The sequence below is a fragment of the [Borrelia] turdi genome (genome assembly GCF_008828755.2).
GTDB lineage: Bacteria > Spirochaetota > Spirochaetia > Borreliales > Borreliaceae > Borreliella > Borreliella turdi.
Window position 1 is genome coordinate 281,241 of sequence record NZ_QBLM01000001.1, and the last position, 18,958, is coordinate 300,198.

General features: G+C 28.1%; 15 protein-coding genes and 2 tRNA genes. 7 read left to right on the forward strand and 10 right to left on the reverse strand.

Annotation, left to right across the window (positions count from 1 at the left end; translation table 11 throughout):
• Window positions 1-21: 21 nt before the first annotated feature.
• Window positions 22-2,118, reverse strand: a complete 2,097-nt coding sequence (locus tag DB318_RS01280) for a LysM peptidoglycan-binding domain-containing protein (RefSeq protein ID WP_172964863.1) — start codon at window positions 2,116-2,118, stop codon at window positions 22-24.
• Window positions 2,078-3,040: a hypothetical protein gene (locus tag DB318_RS01285; RefSeq protein ID WP_151073623.1), complete on the reverse strand. Its 963-nt coding sequence runs from the start codon at window positions 3,038-3,040 to the stop codon at window positions 2,078-2,080. The genes DB318_RS01280 and DB318_RS01285 overlap by 41 nt, the downstream gene beginning before the upstream one ends.
• Window positions 3,041-3,136: 96 nt before the next feature.
• On the opposite strand from DB318_RS01285, the gene mfd reads away from it, so the two are divergent.
• Both mfd and DB318_RS01295 read left to right on the forward strand, forming a co-directional pair.
• A complete protein-coding gene (mfd, locus tag DB318_RS01290; protein WP_151074139.1) occupies window positions 3,137-6,514 on the forward strand; it encodes a transcription-repair coupling factor in 3,378 nt (1,125 codons plus the stop codon).
• A 24-nt stretch (window positions 6,515-6,538) separates the two neighbouring features.
• Window positions 6,539-7,756, forward strand: coding sequence for an acetate kinase (locus DB318_RS01295; RefSeq protein ID WP_151060252.1), 1,218 nt, complete (start codon window positions 6,539-6,541; stop codon window positions 7,754-7,756).
• A gap of 61 nt (window positions 7,757-7,817) precedes the next feature.
• On the opposite strand, the gene DB318_RS01300 is transcribed toward DB318_RS01295, so the two are convergent.
• Both DB318_RS01300 and DB318_RS01305 read right to left on the reverse strand, forming a co-directional pair.
• Window positions 7,818-8,372, reverse strand: a complete 555-nt coding sequence (locus DB318_RS01300) for a DJ-1 family glyoxalase III (RefSeq protein WP_151074140.1) — start codon at window positions 8,370-8,372, stop codon at window positions 7,818-7,820.
• Between the two features lie 12 nt (window positions 8,373-8,384).
• Window positions 8,385-8,458: transfer RNA gene (locus DB318_RS01305), tRNA-Met, on the reverse strand.
• A 211-nt stretch (window positions 8,459-8,669) separates the two neighbouring features.
• Between DB318_RS01305 and DB318_RS01310 the strand changes: the two genes are divergently transcribed.
• Complete coding sequence (locus DB318_RS01310) at window positions 8,670-10,265, forward strand: glycoside hydrolase family 3 N-terminal domain-containing protein (protein WP_151060250.1); 1,596 nt, start codon at window positions 8,670-8,672, stop codon at window positions 10,263-10,265.
• On the opposite strand, the gene DB318_RS01315 is transcribed toward DB318_RS01310, so the two are convergent.
• The gene (locus DB318_RS01315) at window positions 10,243-11,205 is read right to left on the reverse strand and encodes a DHH family phosphoesterase (RefSeq protein ID WP_151074141.1); all 963 of its coding nucleotides are present in this window, start codon (window positions 11,203-11,205) and stop codon (window positions 10,243-10,245) included. The genes DB318_RS01310 and DB318_RS01315 overlap by 23 nt on opposite strands.
• A gap of 115 nt (window positions 11,206-11,320) precedes the next feature.
• On the opposite strand from DB318_RS01315, the gene cdd reads away from it, so the two are divergent.
• A complete protein-coding gene (gene cdd / locus DB318_RS01320) occupies window positions 11,321-11,779 on the forward strand; it encodes a cytidine deaminase (protein ID WP_151060248.1) in 459 nt (152 codons plus the stop codon).
• A gap of 1 nt (window position 11,780) precedes the next feature.
• Here the strand turns inward: cdd and DB318_RS01325 are convergent, their stop codons facing one another.
• Window positions 11,781-12,149 (reverse strand): hypothetical protein, encoded by a 369-nt coding sequence (locus tag DB318_RS01325; RefSeq protein WP_151073621.1) that lies wholly within the window; start codon window positions 12,147-12,149, stop codon window positions 11,781-11,783.
• A 120-nt stretch (window positions 12,150-12,269) separates the two neighbouring features.
• Between DB318_RS01325 and DB318_RS01330 the strand changes: the two genes are divergently transcribed.
• The 3 genes from DB318_RS01330 to rpsD all read left to right on the forward strand — a co-directional run bounded on the left by DB318_RS01330 (window position 12,270) and on the right by rpsD (window position 14,426).
• The gene (locus DB318_RS01330; protein ID WP_151074142.1) at window positions 12,270-13,631 is read left to right on the forward strand and encodes a cation diffusion facilitator family transporter; all 1,362 of its coding nucleotides are present in this window, start codon (window positions 12,270-12,272) and stop codon (window positions 13,629-13,631) included.
• Window positions 13,632-13,698: 67 nt separating this feature from the next.
• Window positions 13,699-13,771, forward strand: a tRNA-Met gene (locus DB318_RS01335).
• Between the two features lie 28 nt (window positions 13,772-13,799).
• Window positions 13,800-14,426 carry a 30S ribosomal protein S4 gene (gene rpsD, locus DB318_RS01340; protein ID WP_151060245.1) on the forward strand — a complete coding sequence of 209 codons (627 nt, stop codon included), beginning with the start codon at window positions 13,800-13,802 and terminating at the stop codon, window positions 14,424-14,426.
• A 59-nt stretch (window positions 14,427-14,485) separates the two neighbouring features.
• On the opposite strand, the gene DB318_RS01345 is transcribed toward rpsD, so the two are convergent.
• Genes DB318_RS01345 through clpP form a run of 4 tightly spaced genes read right to left on the reverse strand, consistent with a single transcriptional unit; the run spans window position 14,486 to window position 18,955 of the window.
• Window positions 14,486-14,638, reverse strand: a complete 153-nt coding sequence (locus DB318_RS01345; protein ID WP_151060244.1) for a hypothetical protein — start codon at window positions 14,636-14,638, stop codon at window positions 14,486-14,488.
• 39 nt (window positions 14,639-14,677) lie between these two features.
• A complete protein-coding gene (gene lon, locus DB318_RS01350; protein WP_151060497.1) occupies window positions 14,678-17,068 on the reverse strand; it encodes an endopeptidase La in 2,391 nt (796 codons plus the stop codon).
• Complete coding sequence (gene clpX / locus DB318_RS01355) at window positions 17,055-18,347, reverse strand: ATP-dependent protease ATP-binding subunit ClpX (RefSeq protein ID WP_151060496.1); 1,293 nt, start codon at window positions 18,345-18,347, stop codon at window positions 17,055-17,057. Before clpX ends, lon begins: the two co-directional genes overlap by 14 nt.
• Before the next feature lie 23 nt (window positions 18,348-18,370).
• Window positions 18,371-18,955: an ATP-dependent Clp endopeptidase proteolytic subunit ClpP gene (clpP, locus tag DB318_RS01360; RefSeq protein ID WP_151060243.1), complete on the reverse strand. Its 585-nt coding sequence runs from the start codon at window positions 18,953-18,955 to the stop codon at window positions 18,371-18,373.
• Window positions 18,956-18,958: the final 3 nt, after the last annotated feature.

The following is an 18,958-nucleotide window of genomic DNA, read 5'->3' on the forward strand; positions in this document are numbered from 1 at the left end:
TCTTAAATTTCAAAATTTTTGTCAATTATTTTCTAATATTTTTAAAATCCCATTAGCAAGAATTTTGGAATCTTGATCTCTAAGCTTAGAAGATCTAATAGACCAAGCTTCTTCTGGAAATGCTAGATTTCTAACTTCTATTAAAAGCTTAGTCATTACTATATTGTTTCTTAAAACATGAAGATTTTGACCCTTAATATAAAAACTTCTTTTCATTCCTTCTGTAATTTTTTCTGCTACAGACTTTGAATGAATATCATATTTTTTTTCGTCATCTTGTTGATAATAAAATCCCATACTCTTAGGGGCTCCAACGCTATTATCCGCATGTAGACTAAAAAAGGCTATATCCTTATCTTTAATATTTTTATATTTACTAACAATGTTTTTAACAACGACCAATCTTTTTTTAAGGCCCGATGGAGTGCCGCTTATCCAGGAATCAACAGTATCATTTTTATTGAGATCATAATCATTGTAAACCTCATTTTTAACATTAACAAAAGTATTGTTGGCAAAAACACTATTCCTAATTAAATGATCGGGGGCTAAAATAGTAAGTTCAACATTAGCTCCTTCTTCTTTAAGATACACATAAAGCCTTAAAGCAATATCATACACATATTCATCTTCAACAACAAAAACTTCGTTTCCAAGACCATCTCTGGACTTAACAATAGCTCCAGGATCAAGACCCCCGTGGCCAGGATCAAGAATTATTAACTTATCTTTAAGCCTTGATCCTTTATTAAACCTAGAATTTACTAACTTTTCAAAACTTTTGAAAAGTTGAGTAGCCTTTTTATAAGAATTTAAAGGAGAATGCCAATCTTCTGAATAAAACTCACTTGGCTGACTTATCTTTTTCGGCCTATACCAATAATAGAAATCACCAACAACTTCAAATATTGGTATTTTGGAGTCTAAAATAACCAAAGAGTTAATATCAAAAAGGCCTCGATTAGAAGTAATCTCAAAAGTATTTAAATTTAACTTTTTGTTTTTACTTGAAGGAAGATTAACTATTGTTTGAAATTTATCAGAAGAATTAAAGCTAGAATCAACCTTATTTTTAATGTAAGAATCTTTTTTAGATTTAATTACAGGAGAATCAAGTAAAAGTTTTTTATCAAAAATTTTCAATTTTTGATCATGCATAATACTGTTACCACTTAAATTATTCCAATTTTTAAGATCCTCAATTAAAACACCGTAATGTCTGGCAATGCTATACAAAGTCTCCCCTATAGCAACTGAATGATAGATAAACTGATTATTTGTTTCTTTTTCGATTTTCAAATCTCTCCCAACAGGCTTTTTCAAATCATTATTTGCAATCTTTAAAACATTTAACAATGAACCTGCTTTAAGATTAACAGCGCGATTGCCATTAAGAGCTACAAGATCCTTAGCAGTAACACCATAAATATAAGCTATTCTACCAAGGGTTTCTCCTTTTTTAACATAATGAAAACCAACATTCTTAGTAGCTTTCTTTAAAAAAAGCTTTTGGCCAATCTTTAATTTATCATCATTAAGAAAATTAAATTTTAAAATATCTTTAGAACTAATATCAAAATCCTGAGAAAGTTTTGAAAGTGAATCACCTTTCTTAACTACATAAGGCTTTAAAAAATCAGGCTCAGTTAATACAAGCTTCATCCCAACCTTAAGATCTTTAGATCGCAAATCATTCCAAGCTATTATCTCTTCTTGACTTACCCCAACAAGCTTTGAAACACTCTCAACAGTGTCGCTCTCTTTTACAGTGTAAAGAATTGCACCTCTTTTAACATATTCTAACGAATCAAGAGAATGATTGCCCTTATAACTAATATTTTGATCTAAATTGGAATCACTTGGAATAATTAATATTTGGCCTATCCTAATATTGTCAACATTAAGCTTATTAATTTTTTTAAGATCTTTTACTTTAACTTTATGTTTAATTGCAATTGAAAAAAGGGTATCTCCTTTAACAACCTTATACTCAAAATCAGCATTAAGACTAGCAGGATTTATTATTAAAAAATAAAATAATATAATAAGTTCTATAATTTGCAAAATACAAAAAGTTTTATTTTTCCTTAATGCCAGTATTTTGAACAATGTAGTCATAAATTATCCAATAATAATCATATTTTTTGAAGAAAAAAGTATATCTTTTGGAAATATAAAAATGCCCATCGTCAAAATATAAATCAGCAATCACTTTACCCGCAGTATCAGAATAAGTTGTCTCAATAATAGAAAATTCATTTGGTGCTTTTGCAATATCTGAATTATTAGAATTCCACAAATATTCCTTATATTCTTCAACTACATTTTTATTAGAAGCAGATGATAACTTTTGCTTGTAAAGATATGCCTTGCCTTTGTCATTTAATAATAAGCCTTCAATATCAAGATATAAAAAGAATTTTTCTTTTTTTCCAAGCTGCAATGCCTTTAATAAATATTTGACAATCTCATCAGGAGACAGTTTTTTCTTTCTTAAGATATCTTGAATATCCTTATTTTCAGACAAATTAACAAGATCTACACTCCCTGGATTTTCATCAAAACTATCATTTAAAAAAAGTGTAATAATATTGGATTCTTTTTTCTTAGATGGATCTGAAATGTCTGGGAAAAAAATACCCTTAACAAAATAAACTCCATCCTTACTAAACTTAACAAATTGATTTAAGTTAATAACTACAGAAAACTTTTCATTAGGTCTTAAGCTCATATTCCTAACAGGAATAGCAACATTTTTAGATCTCCTTTTAACATATTCAATAGGTCTTTTAACTTTAATATTGGTGGTATCAGTAACATCAAAATCAAAGCCATAAGAATTAATATCACCTATTTCTAAGGTTAAAACACTGTCAGATAAATTACTAAGAGAAACTTCAACAAAAACATTACTATTGATGCGATAAATAGATTGATTAAAAAACTTAATTTTAAAATCAAGGCCTTTGTAATCCCCTGCAAACAAAACAAAAGAAATATTTGTAAAAAAGATACAAAAAAGCAATTTTCTAATTTTCATAAGCTCCCCTCAAAACCTAACCATATTATATATAAAGAAAGTAATAATACTTATAGTATATTATTATACTAAATTAATTAAACAAAAAGGTAAAAAATGAATATATATGAAGAACTAACAACAATATTAAAAAATAATTCCAATTTAAAAAAAATAAAAGAATTTTTAGAACAAAATACATCTTTTTCATTAACAGGATATGAAGGCTTTTTCAAAGCTTTCTTAATTAAAAAAATCCAAGAATATAGCAAAACCGGAAAAATAATATTAATAATTAAAGACGAACATACATTAGATCAAATCAAAAATGATTTAAAAGTAATTACAAATCAAATCTTTGAGCTCAACTATTTTAGTCCCCTTATATATAAAGACATTGGCTCAAAAAATACAATCTTCAACGAAAGAACCAAATTCTTAATCAATTTTTATAAAAAAAATCCTGGCATATATATTACAGTCTTAAAATCATTACTCAGTAAAATACCTGATAAAAATACAATACTGAAGAATATATGTAAAATTCAAAAAAATACAAAGATTAATACAACAGATATTGAAAAAACTCTTATAACGTTAGGATATGAAAAAACAGCACTAAGAGTAACAATCCCAGGAGAATTTACAATAAAAGGAGAAATTATAGACTTATACCCTTTTGGAGAAGAAAGCCCAATAAAAATTGGGCTAAACTTCGACAAAATAGAAGAAATAAGAAAATTTGATCCTTTAACCCAACTAAAACAGGATAATGAAATTTTAGAATTCCAAATTGTTCCAAAAAAAGAAATCATTTGGAATAATGAAGTTATTAATAACTTAAAAACAAAAATTAAATCTGTTGAATATAAAAAGATTCTTGAAGAGCTGAATTTTAAAAAAGAAGCAAAAACAGAAGAAATGTTTTATCCACTAGTAGCAAATACCTACTTAATCGATGAAATTGAAAATAACACGCCTATTATAAACCTTGAAATTAACAATTTCGAAAAAGAAATTGAAAAAATACATCAAGAATATGAAAAGCTTTATAAAGAAGCAAAAGAAGCTGGTAAAAATACAATTGATCCAAAAAGAATTCTCCTAAATTCTAAAACCTTCACTCTAAAAAGTGATGTTTTATTTTCAAAGATTAAAAGCTCTAAATTCAAAGAAGTCATAGAATTTAAAATTGAAAGTGAGAGAAGTTTTTTCTCAAATATTATGCTTACAAAAGAAGAATTTAAAAATTGGTTAAACAATGGATTTAAAATCATTATTGCAGCAGAATCTGAATCACAAAAAGAAAAACTTAAATACATTTTCAAAGAATTCCCAAAAATATCAATTGAGGTTTTAAAAATATCCAGCTCTTTAATAATAGAAAAAGAAAAAATTGCTATTATCCTTGAATCAAACATCTTTAATACAGGGCAAAAAATAAACAGAGCCTTTGAATCTTCAAAAACAAAAGCTATTGACTCTTTTATTGAGATTGAGAAAAATAGTCATGTAGTTCACATAAACCATGGAATTGGTATATTCAGGCAAATAAAAAGAATAAAAACAAGCTCTCTTGAAAAAGATTATATTGAGATTGAATACGCTGAAGGAGAAAAATTATTTATTCCAATTGAACAAACAAATTTAATCCAAAAATACATTGGGAGTGATCCCAAAAACATTAAATTAGACAAAATCAGTTCTAAAACATGGATAAAAAATAAAGCAAACGCAAAAAAAAGAATCGACGAGATTGCCGACAAATTAATAGAACTTTATTCAAAAAGAGAAAGCATTAAAGGTATTAAATACCCAAAAGACAACGAATTACAATTATTATTTGAATCTGAATTTCCATACGATGAAACTCCAGATCAAATAACAGCAATAAAAGAAATCAAAGAAGACATGATGAGTTTCAAAGTGATGGATCGTCTTCTTTGTGGAGATGTTGGATTTGGGAAAACTGAAGTCGCAATGAGAGCCGCATTTAAAGCTGTAATGGGGAATAAACAGGTTATTGTACTTTCCCCAACAACCATCTTGGCAGAACAGCATTTCAATACATTCAAAAAAAGATTCAAAAATTATCCAATCAAAATCGAAGCATTAAGCAGATTTGTAAATAATAGCTCAGAAAAACGAATTTTAAAAGAATTGAAAAGCGGAGAAATTGATATAATAATAGGAACACATAAAATTTTTTCAAAAAAATTTACTTGCAAAAATTTAGGATTAATAATAATTGATGAAGAGCAAAGATTTGGTGTAAAGGAAAAAGAAAAACTTAAAGAAATAAAAATTTCCGTTGATTGCCTTACTCTTTCTGCAACACCAATTCCCAGATCTCTTCACATGTCACTAATTAAACTTAGAGATATTTCTGTTTTAAAAATTCCGCCTAAAAACAGAGTAAAAATAGAAGCTTATTTAGAATCGTTTAGTGAACTTTTAATAAAGCATGCAATTGAAAGTGAACTATCTAGAGATGGTCAAGTTTTTTTAGTAAATCATAATATTGAAGAACTGTATTATTTAAAAACGCTAATTGAAAAATTAACTCCTTATGCGAGAATTGCAATAATTCATGGAAAACTAACAGGAGACGAGATTGAAAACATAATGCACAATTTTATTAAAAAAGCGTATCAAATTTTATTAGCAACAACAATAATTGAAAATGGAATAGACATTCCAAATGCAAATACAATAATAATTAATAATGCAAACAAGTTTGGACTTGCACAATTATATCAGCTAAAAGGAAGAGTTGGAAGAGGATCCAAGAAAGCTTATGCTTATTTTTTGTACCAAGATAGTGAAAAACTAAATGAACGCTCTATTGAAAGACTAAAAGCAATAACCGAATTTTCAGATCTAGGATCAGGATTTAAAATAGCAATGAAAGATATGGAAATAAGAGGTGTTGGAAATTTGCTTGGTAGAGAACAACATGGAGAAATTGAATCGATTGGATTGGATTGCTATCTAACAATGCTAAATAAGGCAATTGAAAAGAAAATGGGGAAAACCCCATCAGAAGAAGAAGTTGATATTGAAATTAACCATAGTGGCTTTATTCCTGACAATTATGTAAAAAATGAACAAGATAAAATACTAATCTACAAAAAAATTTTTGCAATTCAAACTGAAGAAGAAAGTGAAAAGATAAGATCGGAAATCCACGACAACTTTGGTCCAATCCCTAAAGAAATAAACAGTCTATTAATGTTAGCTGAACTTAAAATTTTAGCAAAAAAATTCAATATATCAAAACTAAAAGAAACAAACAGAACTTTGGAAATAGAATATAAAAATGCAAAAAGCATTCCTATGGAAAAAATAATAGAAATACTTAAAAAGTATCCTAATCTATTAATATTAAATCCATCGTATCAAAAATCAATATTTTTAAGCTTTAAAAATATTGAAAAATCTGACAAAATGAATTACATATATAATAATATTAACTTACTAAATACAAACACATAACTTGTCAAGCATAAAAGGAAAAAAATGAAAATATTAATCATAAACACAGGGAGTTCTTCATTAAAATTTACTATTTATCAATATGAAAATTCAAAAAAATTAATATCTGGAATTGTTGAAAAAATAAAATCACAAAAATCAATCGTAAAAATTATAAATACTGACGGATCAATAACAGAAAAATTTGAGAAAGGAATTGAAAATCACCAAAAAGCAATAGAAAAAATGTTTCAAATATTGCTAAATAGCAATTCAAAAATCCTTAAAACTATCAGTGAGATTAAAATAATAGGTCATCGAGTTGTACATGGGGGATCAAACTTTAAAAATTCAGTAATTCTTAAAAAGAGTATTTTAGATAAATTAAAAAAAATTTCTGAACTTGCTCCGCTTCACAACCCAAGCGCAATCACCACAATAGAAACAGTGCTTAAAATTTTACCAAATACAAAACAAGTTTTATGCTTCGATACCTCATGGCATCAAACTATAAAAGAACATGCTTTTCTTTACGCAACTCCATATTCTTGGTATAAAAAACACAATATTAGAAAATATGGCTTTCATGGCCTTTCTTATTCGTATATAACAAAAAGATCCTCTGAAATTTTAAATAAAAAAATAGATAATCTAAATTTAATAATATTACATCTTGGAAATGGAGCAAGCATTAATGCTGTTAAAGATGGAAAATCATACGACACAAGCATGGGAATTACTCCACTTGAAGGCCTTGTAATGGGGACAAGAAGTGGTGATATAGACCCATCAATTATTAATTTAATGAGCACCATATTAAATAAAACCACTAAACAAATTGAAGAAATATTAAATAAAGAAAGCGGTATACTAGGAATTTCTGAAAAATCAAATGACATGAGAGATATTTGGAACAAAATTGAAAAAGGAGAATATCAATCAAAACTTGCAGTAAATATAATGACATATAGAATAAAAAAATATATTGGATCTTACATTGCCATTCTTGATTTTAATGTTGATGCAATAATTTTTACGGGCGGAATTGGTGTTGTTGATTATGAAATAAGGAATCTTTCACTAAAAGGGTTTGAAAAAATTGGAATAGAGATGGACCTTGAAAAAAATAAAATGGCTCAAAACAAAAATTTAGAATCCGAAATATCAACCATTAAGAGCAAAGTAAAAATACTAGTAATACCGGCAAACGAAGAATCAACTATCCTTGAAGAAATTTATAATTTAATTCCAAAAAATTTATAATTTTCAATTTTAAAATCTAAATTTGATTTATTTATTACAACCATTTTAAATAGTTTTATAACTAAATCTCACAAAGTAAAGTTGCTTTTTTAACATTTTCCATTACTTGCCTTCCCTTTACAATTTCAAGAATAGTAAAAGCAAATTCAAAGGAAGTTCCAACTCCTTTAGAAGTAATAAAATTATTACTTCTAACAACATTTTTATTTACAAATTCACCATCAATCACATTTTTTTCTAAACCCGGATAACATGTAAACTTATTAAATCCTAAAAGACCTTTAGCAGCAAGTACTACCACTGGGGAAGCACAAATAGCTGCAATAAATTTACCTTTAACATTCATATCTTTTAAAATCAAATCCAATTCTTTTGAATTAAAAAGATTAGTAGCTCCAGGCATGCCTCCCGGGAGAATTATTAAATCAAAACAACTTTCCTTACAGTTTGATATTATATCGTCTGTTAAAAAAGAAACGCCTTTTGAACTTGTTACAACATTGTTATCATTTACACTGATAACTTTAAGATTAACATTGCCCCGTCTTAAAATATCAATCGGGATTATAGCCTCAATATCTTCAAAGCCATTTGCAAGAATAATTCCTACTACCATTACAACCTCTAATGCTGATGGAGGGACTTGAACCCACGACAACTCGGATATGAGCCGAGTGCTCTAACCAGCTGAGCTACATCAGCTTAAACTTTTATTAAGTGTATAAATTCAATAATGCTTTGTCAATGTTATTATTCAAAAGCATTATTATAAAGTATAATACAAAATGATTTGCTAATAAACATCAATACTAATATTAGCATTTATTATTTGTATGGTTAAATGAAAAGAAATTTTTATCTCATTCTCCTTTTTATAACTAACAACTGCTTCTCCATTGATTTTTGGGATACTATGGAAAGAGAAAAACTAATAAATGAAATGGTAAGCAAAATGGAAGATCATGAGCTACTAGGACAAATGTTCATGATAAGCTATCCAAATCAATCAATAACAAATTTTGTTCTTGATTTTATAAGTAAAAAAAACCTTGGGGGAATTAAAATTTTTGGATGGAACGCAAAAAATTTAAAAAACTTAACAGAAAGTATTAATAAAGCTCAAAAAACATCTCAAAATAATAAATTTAAAATTCCTTTATTTGTGGCAACAGATCAAGAAGGAGGGCTAGCACAACACATAAAATTAAATACATCAGAAACAATTGGTAATCTTGGAATTGCAGCATCTCTATCCTCAAAAGATTCTTATAATACGGGATATTATATAGCACAAGAGCTAAGCCAACTTGGAATAAATTTAAATTTTGCACCTATAGTAGATATATATAGTGATGAAAATAATTTTGCAATAGGACCAAGAACATATTCAGATAATCCCAAAATAGTATCACTTCTCTCTCTGGCCTTTTATAAAGGGCAAAAGCAAGGAGGGATAATTTCTACTGCAAAGCATTTCCCGGGGCATGGCAATACTGCTCTTGACTCCCATATAAACATTCCAATAATAAATTCTAATTTACTAGAAATAAACTTAAATGAACTTTTGCCATATAAAATATTAATCCAAGAAAACATTCCGGTAATAATGACAGGTCATCTAGCATATCCAAAGCTTACAAATGGAGAAAATATTCCTGCATCATCTTCAACAAAAATAATTAAAGATATACTAAGAAAGAAATTAAAATATAATAACATAATAATTACTGACGACCTATTGATGAGTGCAGCAAAATACAATAATGAGAGCATTTATAACACAATTGAAAGAATAGCTAGAACCAAAAGTGATATTTTTTTAATATCTTTAAATGAAAACATACAAAAAAATGCTTATAATATGCTATTAAACTTAATGAAAAAAGATTCAGAAATAAAAAACAATATTATTGAATCTAATAAAAGAATATTAAGAATAAAATTGGAATACTTAAAAGAAAATAAAAATAAATCTGTTCTTTATCCTAATTTCAATAAAGATGAGAAAATATATTCAAAAGAAGGTGAAGAATTTTTCAAACAAAACACATTAAGAGGCATTACAAAAGTAAGAATAGAAAAAGAAATATCTAAAACTAAAAAAACTCTTATAATATCTCCTTACCACAAAATGATTATAGAAGGCAAAAAAATATTTCAAAATACATATGCTTATTATTACAACTATTATCCCTTAAACAAAATCAACCCTCAAAAACTAGAAGAAATTAAAAAATTAATTAAAAAATTTGAGCAAGTTATTTTTAATTTATCAACACCTGGAAGCTTGAAATATTTAGAAAATTTAAAAGAATATAAAGATAAAATAAGCGTAATTGCATCTCTTACGCCTCAACATATTAAAAAATTAAATTGGATAAAAAACATAGTAATTATTTATGGAACAACATCTCTGGCATTTAAATCTGGATTTTTAACACTCACTAAGGATTTTGATCCAAAAGGAACCATCCCTTTAAAAAATATTATAGACAAATATTATCCTTAATATATGCTAGCATTCGATTTTTTACAATTTCTAAAGAACCTTGTTTAATTCTAAACCCGCTAGCATTTTTATGCCCCCCACCTCCAAAATCTTCTGCTAATTTTCCAACATTAAAAGAATCTTTGGATCTTAGCCCAACTATAATCGAGCCATCCTCCATTTCCTTTAAAATACCTAAAATTTCATTATTCTCAACATTGCTTAAAATCATATAAAAAAGCTCATTAACCCCACTAACACCACCATCTTTGCTAGAACTAGAAAAAGATAAAGACGCAAACAAAACCTTTCCATTCCAATAAGATTCAAGACTATTTAACATTAACTTGAGAATTTCTATTGATTTTAAGCTTTTGGTTGCTTCTATATAGCTATAAACTTCTTTAAGACTTATTCCTTTTGAAACTAGCCTTGCAACCATTTCAAAAGGCTCTGGGTCGCTTCTTGAAATAAATTTAAAAAACCCAGTATCAGTACAAAATCCTACTAAAATATACCAGGCCTCTTCTTTTGTAAGCTCATATCCAAACTCTCTGATCAATTTTTCAATTAAAAAAGTAGTAGAAGGCGCAAAAGGATCAATATAACTTTCACATTTTAATTTTTCACCAGACATATGATGATCAATTACTAAAATAGGCATATCCTTTACATAAAATATAAATTCATCACCTATCCTATCTAAAATTGAGCAATCTAAAATAATAACTGAATAATCTAAAAGCTCAATATTGGGCCATTCAGATAAAAATTTATCCCTAAAAGGAATTATTTCTTTTCTAACAAAAGGACCTTCATTTAACAAAATAGAATTTTTACCAATCCTTGAAAGAAAAGAAGATAAAGCTAAAGACGAACCTATACAATCAAAATCAGGATCTTTATGCCCAATAATAATAAAATTATTATACTTCTTAATAAAATTAATAACATCTCTCATAATAAAGTCTAAACCCTTCGTAAAGCAAGTTTTTAGATTGTTTTATATTGACTATATTACAATATTTCAATAAAATAAACCACAAGGGTTAATAAAATAAAAAGGCGGGGACATTGTGAAAAAACCGAATCAAGAAGATATCGATAAAGCATTTTGTCTAGCAGAAAAAGCAAGAAACAATTCATATTCCCCATATTCAAAATTCAAAGTAGGTGCCTGCATTAAAACTAAAACAAACGATTTTTTTATTGGAACAAATGTAGAAAATGCAAGCTTTGGAGCAACTTATTGTGCAGAAAGAAACGCTATTTCAAGTATGATTGCAAAAATTGGTGTACAAAGAATAGATTTTTTATTGCTTAATACAAGCCCTGAGGCTATTCCATGTGCTATGTGCCTACAAGTAATGGCAGAATTTTTTGATCAAGATACAAAAATAATAATAACAGAATCTAACTCATTTAATAAAAATAAAACGCTAATAAAAATTTATACATTAAAAGATTTACTTAAAGCTCCTTTTAATAGAAAAGAGCTAAAAAGAGTAACACAATCTCAACTTACAAAAAATTAAATCAATCTAATACCTTTAGAGAAACTAAAGCGCTCCCAAGCCTGTTTAATTTATCACTTTCAAGAGTATTAGAGGATAAATCAAAAACATTTAAAATAAGTTTTTTCTCATCAGAATTAAAATTATATTCCAAATTTTCAAATAATAAAAAATTAATAATTGGAATAAATTTTTCCACAAAGCTGTATAAACTACTATTACGATCATAAGCTTCAAAATAATAATTAAATATATCCTCTAATGACTTTCTGTCAAACTCTTTTAAAACATCACAAAAAATATTTTTAATATTTTCATTTAAACTATGCAAATCATTATTATTTAAAATAATTTTTTTACATTTTTTCACAAAAAAATTCACTTGCCGCATAAAATATTCCTCACTTTTGTCTTAATAAGCCAAGATTGAGCTTGAATTTAATAAATGATAAAATGTAGCATTAACGCTATATTAATAAAATTATGCAACAACTAGGAGAATGTTACAATTATGATCAAGGTAATAAACTTAAAAAACATTCATAAATTTGCGTATTTAAAACTAGATCCTTTAAAAAAAGAAGATATACACATCGTTTATATTGAAAAAAATTCAAAATTAATTGCAAATCTTAAAGCAAAAGCTAAAGATAACCAAATTGAAATAATTCATTTTTATATTGATGATGATTTTAAATCGGAAGGTATAGAAAGAATAATGATTAGCAATTTAATTTACTACGGCAAAAAAAATAAATTTAAAGCAATTTCATGTAAAATTACTGAAATACAAGAAGAGCTTTTAAGCTTGGGATTTGAAAATATAAATTTTCAATATAAAAAAGAATTAATATCTGAAATAGAAGAAGATAAACTTGTAATGGGAATAGGAATAATCTCTATATTTACCGAAGTGGCATCAATATCTTCCAAACTTACTATTGGAATACTGTTTAACTCATTTGCACTTATTGCTGATGCTTTTCATGTCATGGCCGACTTTGTTTTATCTACAATAACTTACTTTAGTTTAAAAATTACAAGCAAACCTGAAACTATACATTATCCTCATGGGCACAAGCTAATGGAAAGCTTAATAGCTTTTATCATGGGAATAATCATACTTATGGCAGGATTTACACTATTTTTGAATACAACCGGATTAAATAAATTTATTACTCTTGGAGGAGAGTATGGATTTAATTTGCACATACACCAAAACAAAAATAAAAATGATAATATATATGAACATGACCACAGTCATCCACACGACCACGACCACGACCACGACCATGACCACAATCACAGCGAAGAAGACAAAAAAAATATACTAGAAATATTTTCAAATAAATCTCTTAAAAAAAGCTTATGGATCCCAATAACTCCCTTCATTTTTTTTATAGTGAAAATAATAGAATATTTAACAAAATTTCAAATAGGAAAAAGATACAATAACCAACTTCTCTTAGCATTAGCATCAGCTGATAAAAACTGTATATTCTCACATGGTGGGATTACACTAAGTTTGCTACTTGCAACTTATATGTGGAGCGGTTTTGACAAAATTATGTCTATATTAATTGGCTTTATCATAATAAAAGAGGGGCTTAATGTAATAATAAATAACGCAAACAATTTGCTCTCAAAGCAAAATATAGACCTTAAAAGAAGTGTAAAAGATATATTAAAAAACTCACATATAAACTTTAAAACACTTGATTTTCATAATCAAGGCAAAAAACTTCTGCTTTATATCAAAATAAATTTGAATTCAGAAAATGATTTTCAAAGTTTTACAAATAAAACAAACAATATAAGAAAAATCATAAAACAAGAATATAAGGAAATAGATGATATATATTTCTTAGTCTAATTAAATTAATAATAAGCAAATAATTGACACTTATAATAAAGTTGTGCTAACATTTTAAACTGTAAGACGCAGGGTAGAGCAGTTGGTAGCTCGTCGGGCTCATAACCCGAAGGTCATAGGTTCGAGTCCTATCCCTGCTATACTTTATTTTTAGTATGTGAGGAATTGATGAATAGAAAAAAAATAGCTAAAGGTAAGCTGGTAAGGAGATTTGGTATTAACATTTTTGAACAGCCAAAATATGACAAAATCCTTAAAAAAAAGCCACACCCTCCCGGAATGCATGGAAAATCCAGAAAAGCTAAAATCACAGAATATGGGAAACAATTAATAGAAAAGCAAAAAATAAAATTTACTTATGGTGTAAGCGAAAGACAGTTAACTAATACTTTTAAAGAAGCAAAAAAACATCACGGTGTTACTGGGGATAACTTGCTCTCAATACTTGAGAGAAGAATTGACAATATTGTATATAGAGCTGGATTTGCCATTTCAAGAGCACACGCAAGACAAATAGTTTCTCACGGTATTATTATATTAAATGGAAGAAGAGTTACAATCCCTTCAATAATACTAAGAGCAAATGATCAAATTCGAATAAAAGAAAAAGACAGTCTAAAAAAATTGATAAGATCAAATATAGAAAAAACTTCGACTCTTAGAAATTTACCAACTTGGATAGAAGTAAACGCTGATGATTTAAACATAAAAGTAAAGCATGCTCCATCAAGAGACGAGATACCTACACTTGCTAACGAGCAAATGGTTGTAGAATATTATTCTAAGAGAGCATAACATATCTTTTATTTTGTATTATTAAAATAAAAAAGTGGCCAATTAAAAGCCGCTTTTTTTTATTTACCCTTTTTTTTACCCTTTAAAAAATTTTTTCCCAAATTATTTTTAGCAAAACAAGAAAAGCCATTATTCTTTTTTAAACTTTTAGAATAAGGCTGAGCACTAAAAGATGCCCTGCTACCTGAAGGCTTTCTAACTCCATCTTTCATAGATCTACTCCTAAAGTATAAATTTAAATATGTAAATTTTTAAATAATATTCAAATAATCAAAAACTTCTTCCAAGCTAGAAACAAACTTAACATCTATATTATCCTTGACTTCTTCTGGAAGCTTAAAATAATCTTTTTTATTGTCTTTAGGTAAAATAACTTTATTTATACCGTTTCTATAGGCTGCTAAAACTTTTTCTTTAATACCTCCCACAGGAAGAACAAAGCCTTTTAAAGTCACCTCGCCAGTCATTGCGAGATCCAAAGGAACTTTCTTATTAGACAGTATTGAAGCAATTGCTGTTGCAATGGTAATACCCGCAGAAGGTCCGTCTTTTGGAGTTGCTCCTTCTGGAAAATGTAAATGAATTTCAGGACTTTCTTTTACGTCAAAGTTAAGCTTAGAAGAATAGGTCTTAACTATAGAATATGCAAGCTGTGCGCTCTCTTTCATAATAGCCCCAAGACTACCTGTTAGAATAATATCTCCTTTTTTTTCAAACTTAGTCGCCTCAACAGGAAGAACTGTACCACCATAATTTGTCCAAGCAAGTCCATAAACAAATCCAGAAGAGTCAATTTTAATCAAATCCAAATTATACTCAGTATCAACATAATTATAATAATTATTAATATTGATTATTTTATAAATACCTGGAATATCAGGATCATGGGTAAAAAGCGAATTATTTCCATGTATCAAAGAACTTGGTGAATAAAAATTACCTTTAATGATTTGATCTTTAGAATACTCATAAAGTAACTCCCTTACAAGCTTCCTAATCAAATTAGTTAAAACCCTCTTTAGCCCCCTTACTCCAGATTCCATAGTATAGTTTCTAATTAAATTCAAAATAACATCATCTTCTATTCTTATATAAACTTTGTCTAAAAAACTCTCTTTAATTATGCTTGGAATCAAAAAAATCTTAGCAATCTCTAACTTTTCAATATAAGAATAACCTTCAACCTTAATTATCTCCATCCTATCAAGAAGTGGCTTTGACATGCCATTAAGAGAATTGGCTGTTGTAATAAATAAAACATTAGAAAGATCATAAGGGATTTCTAAATAATGATCTATAAATTTATAATTTTGCTCAGGGTCTAAAACTTCTAAAAGGGCAGATTCGGGATTTCCTTTATAACTATTATTAATTTTATCTATTTCGTCAAGAAGAATAACAGGATTAGATTTGCCTGATCTTTTCATTGCGCTAATAAAAACACCTGGCAGAGAGCCAACATAAGTTCTCCTATGCCCCCTAATTTCTGCCTCATCTCTTAAACCACCAAGAGATATTTTAACAAATTCTCTAGACAACGATCTTGCAATAGATTCTACAAGAGACGTTTTACCAATACCAGGAGGCCCTACAAGGCATAAAATGGGAGCTTTAACCTTAGAATTAATTTGATAAACAGCTAAAAAATTTATTATCTTTTCTTTTGCTTCATCCATACCATAATGAGAATTTCTCAAAATAAACTCAATTTCGCTTAAATGATTTTTCATAACAGTATTTTCATTCCATGGAAGATCTAATATTAATTCTATATAACTTCTAATAATATTCGCATCAGGAGAATTCATCTGCATTTTAGATAATCTAGAAATTTCTTTTTCAATCTTAGATTTAACATCTTCTGGAATATCTTTAGAATTTAATCTGTCAATATAATCATTCTCATCCTTACCTAATCTTTTTTGTATCTCTTTAACTTGCTCAGAAAGAAAATAATCCCTTTGCCCTTTATCCAACTTGGCCCTAACTTTAGAATTAATATCTTTTTTAAGATCCAAAAGGTCAATTTCAATGTTTAAATTAACAATTAACTTTTCTATTCTGGTTTTAACATTTAACTCTTGCAAAAGCTCTAATTTTATACTATTTTCTAAGTTTGAATTAGAGGCTATAATATCTACAAGCTTGCTTGGATTCTCAAAATAATTAATTGCCTCATTATCACTATCATAAGATTTTAAAGACAAGGAATTTCTATAAACCTCATAAGTTTCTTTTAAAAATTTAGAGTAAGTAAAAAGCTCTCTGTTTAATCCGCCAGAATCAGACACAAAAGTAACTTTGGCTCTCAAATAATCATTTTTTTTTGAAACACTGCCTATAAGAACTCTGCTTTGACACTCAACTAAAACCTTTACTACATCTTTACTAACCTTTATAACCTGGATAAGTTTAGAATAGGTCCCCACAGAACATAGGTTTTTAACCCCTTCTTTACCAGATTCGCCGCAATTAGATTCATTAGGATAAGCAAATAAAATTAATCTTTCCTCTAACATGGATTGGGCTATGGAATTAATTACATATTCATTATCAAAGGTTACCCACAATGTTACATTTGGGAAAAGAACATTTTCTTTTAAAATAACAATCGGAAGATCTTCTTTTCTATTTTTTATCATATTTAAGATTGATTTCATATAACTCTTTTGCCCAAGGTTTTTTAATTGCATTTCCCACCAAAATTAATGGGTTAATATCTGCATTTAAAACAGATTCTTTTGTAACAACAACCTTCTTGGTTTTACTAATCGAAGGAACCTCAAACATAACATCTTTAAGAAGACCCTCTAAAATAGATCTAAGACCTCTTGCTCCAGTATTTTTTAGAATAGCTTCATCTACAATTGATTCTAAAGCATCTTTTTCAAATACTAACTCCACATTGTCCATTTTAAACATATGATAATACTGCTTAACAATAGAATTTTGGGGATCAACTAATATTCTCATCAAATCTTCTTTATTTAACTTTTCAAGATACGAATGTACAGGAAGTCTACCAACAAACTCTGGTATCAAACCAAATTTAATCAAGTCTTCCATTTCTAAATACTTTAATGAAGTATCCTCTCTTATATTCTTTTTTTCAATTGCTGAAAACCCAATAGAACTTTTATTTATTCGATTCTTAACAATATTTTCAAGCCCAACAAAAGCGCCACCACATATAAAGAGTATATTTTGGGTATTAATTTCAATAGTATCCTCATAAGGGTGTTTTCTTCCACCTCTTGGAGGAACATTGGCAATAGTCCCCTCAATTATCTTTAACAAAGCCTGTTGAACCCCTTCTCCAGAAACATCTCTTGTTATTGAAACGTTTTCATTTTTTTTAGCAATTTTATCTATTTCATCTATATAAATAATCCCTTTTTCAGCTAAACTAACATCTCCATGAGCAGCATGTATTAATTTAAGTAAAATATTTTCTACATCTTCACCAACATATCCAGCTTCTGTTAAAGTTGTAGCATCTGCTATTGCAAATGGCACATTCATTTCTGCAGCTAAAGTTTTTGCAAGCAAAGTTTTACCACTGCCTGTAGGACCAACCAAAAGTATATTGGATTTTTCAATCTCAATACCATCATCATATTTATTATTTTTTAATATTCTCTTATAATGGTTATAAACAGCCACGGATAAAACTTTTTTTGCATCTTCTTGCCCAACAACATGCATATCTAAATGATCTTTAAGTTGTTTGGGAGTTGGCAAACCATTGGACTTAGAATCCAAAGGCTTACACAATTTTTCTTTAAAAAGATTGTGACATATTTTAGAACATTCAGGGCAAATCGCTACTCCATTAGATATAACAACATTACCCCCAAGCTCAGCAACGCTAAGTCCACAAAAAGAACACTCTTTTACTTTTTGACCTTTTACTCTTGCCATAAAAACTTTTACCAAAAATAAAACTACTCCCTCACTAAGACACTATCAATAAGACCATATTTAAGAGCATCACTTGAAGTCATAAAATAATCTCTTTCCATATCAAGAGCCAGTTTTTCTTTATCAACCCCTATCTGATTAGACATAATATCTATTATTAATTTTTTAAGTCTTAAAATTTCATTAGCTTGTATATTAATATCACTAGCCTGACCGCTTATTCCTCCCCAAGGCTGGTGAATCATTATTCTAGAATAAGTTAGAGACTCTCTTTTGCCTTTGGCGCCACCAGCAAGCAAAAAAGCTCCCATTGAAGCAGCTTGCCCAATACAAATTGTCCTTACATCGGGTTTTATATATTGCATAGTATCATAAATCGCAAGACCTGCAGTAATGCTGCCACCCGGAGAATTCAAATAAAGATAAATATCTTTATTTGAATCTTCTGATTCTAAAAACAAAAGTTGAGCAATAACAGTATCTGCCTTTGGATCATTAATCTCGCCACTCAAAAATATTATACGCTCTCTAAGTAATCTTGAATATATATCAAATACTCTCTCATAATTTCCTGTATGCTCTATCACGGTAGGTATTAAATTATGCATAAA

What these genes read in the sequence shown, in the direction of transcription:
- clpP (WP_151060243.1), bottom strand. Translation starts at nt 18,955, where the DNA reads ATGCATAATTTAATACCTACCGTGATAGAGCATACAGGAAATTATGAG.
- clpX (WP_151060496.1), bottom strand. Translation starts at nt 18,347, where the DNA reads ATGGCAAGAGTAAAAGGTCAAAAAGTAAAAGAGTGTTCTTTTTGTGGA.
- DB318_RS01285 (WP_151073623.1), bottom strand. Translation starts at nt 3,040, where the DNA reads ATGAAAATTAGAAAATTGCTTTTTTGTATCTTTTTTACAAATATTTCT.
- DB318_RS01310 (WP_151060250.1), top strand. Translation starts at nt 8,670, where the DNA reads ATGGAAAGAGAAAAACTAATAAATGAAATGGTAAGCAAAATGGAAGAT.
- DB318_RS01325 (WP_151073621.1), bottom strand. Translation starts at nt 12,149, where the DNA reads ATGCGGCAAGTGAATTTTTTTGTGAAAAAATGTAAAAAAATTATTTTA.
- DB318_RS01315 (WP_151074141.1), bottom strand. Translation starts at nt 11,205, where the DNA reads ATGAGAGATGTTATTAATTTTATTAAGAAGTATAATAATTTTATTATT.
- DB318_RS01280 (WP_172964863.1), bottom strand. Translation starts at nt 2,118, where the DNA reads ATGACTACATTGTTCAAAATACTGGCATTAAGGAAAAATAAAACTTTT.
- lon (WP_151060497.1), bottom strand. Translation starts at nt 17,068, where the DNA reads ATGATAAAAAATAGAAAAGAAGATCTTCCGATTGTTATTTTAAAAGAA.
- DB318_RS01330 (WP_151074142.1), top strand. Translation starts at nt 12,270, where the DNA reads ATGATCAAGGTAATAAACTTAAAAAACATTCATAAATTTGCGTATTTA.
- DB318_RS01295 (WP_151060252.1), top strand. Translation starts at nt 6,539, where the DNA reads ATGAAAATATTAATCATAAACACAGGGAGTTCTTCATTAAAATTTACT.
- DB318_RS01345 (WP_151060244.1), bottom strand. Translation starts at nt 14,638, where the DNA reads ATGAAAGATGGAGTTAGAAAGCCTTCAGGTAGCAGGGCATCTTTTAGT.
- DB318_RS01300 (WP_151074140.1), bottom strand. Translation starts at nt 8,372, where the DNA reads ATGGTAGTAGGAATTATTCTTGCAAATGGCTTTGAAGATATTGAGGCT.
- mfd (WP_151074139.1), top strand. Translation starts at nt 3,137, where the DNA reads ATGAATATATATGAAGAACTAACAACAATATTAAAAAATAATTCCAAT.
- rpsD (WP_151060245.1), top strand. Translation starts at nt 13,800, where the DNA reads ATGAATAGAAAAAAAATAGCTAAAGGTAAGCTGGTAAGGAGATTTGGT.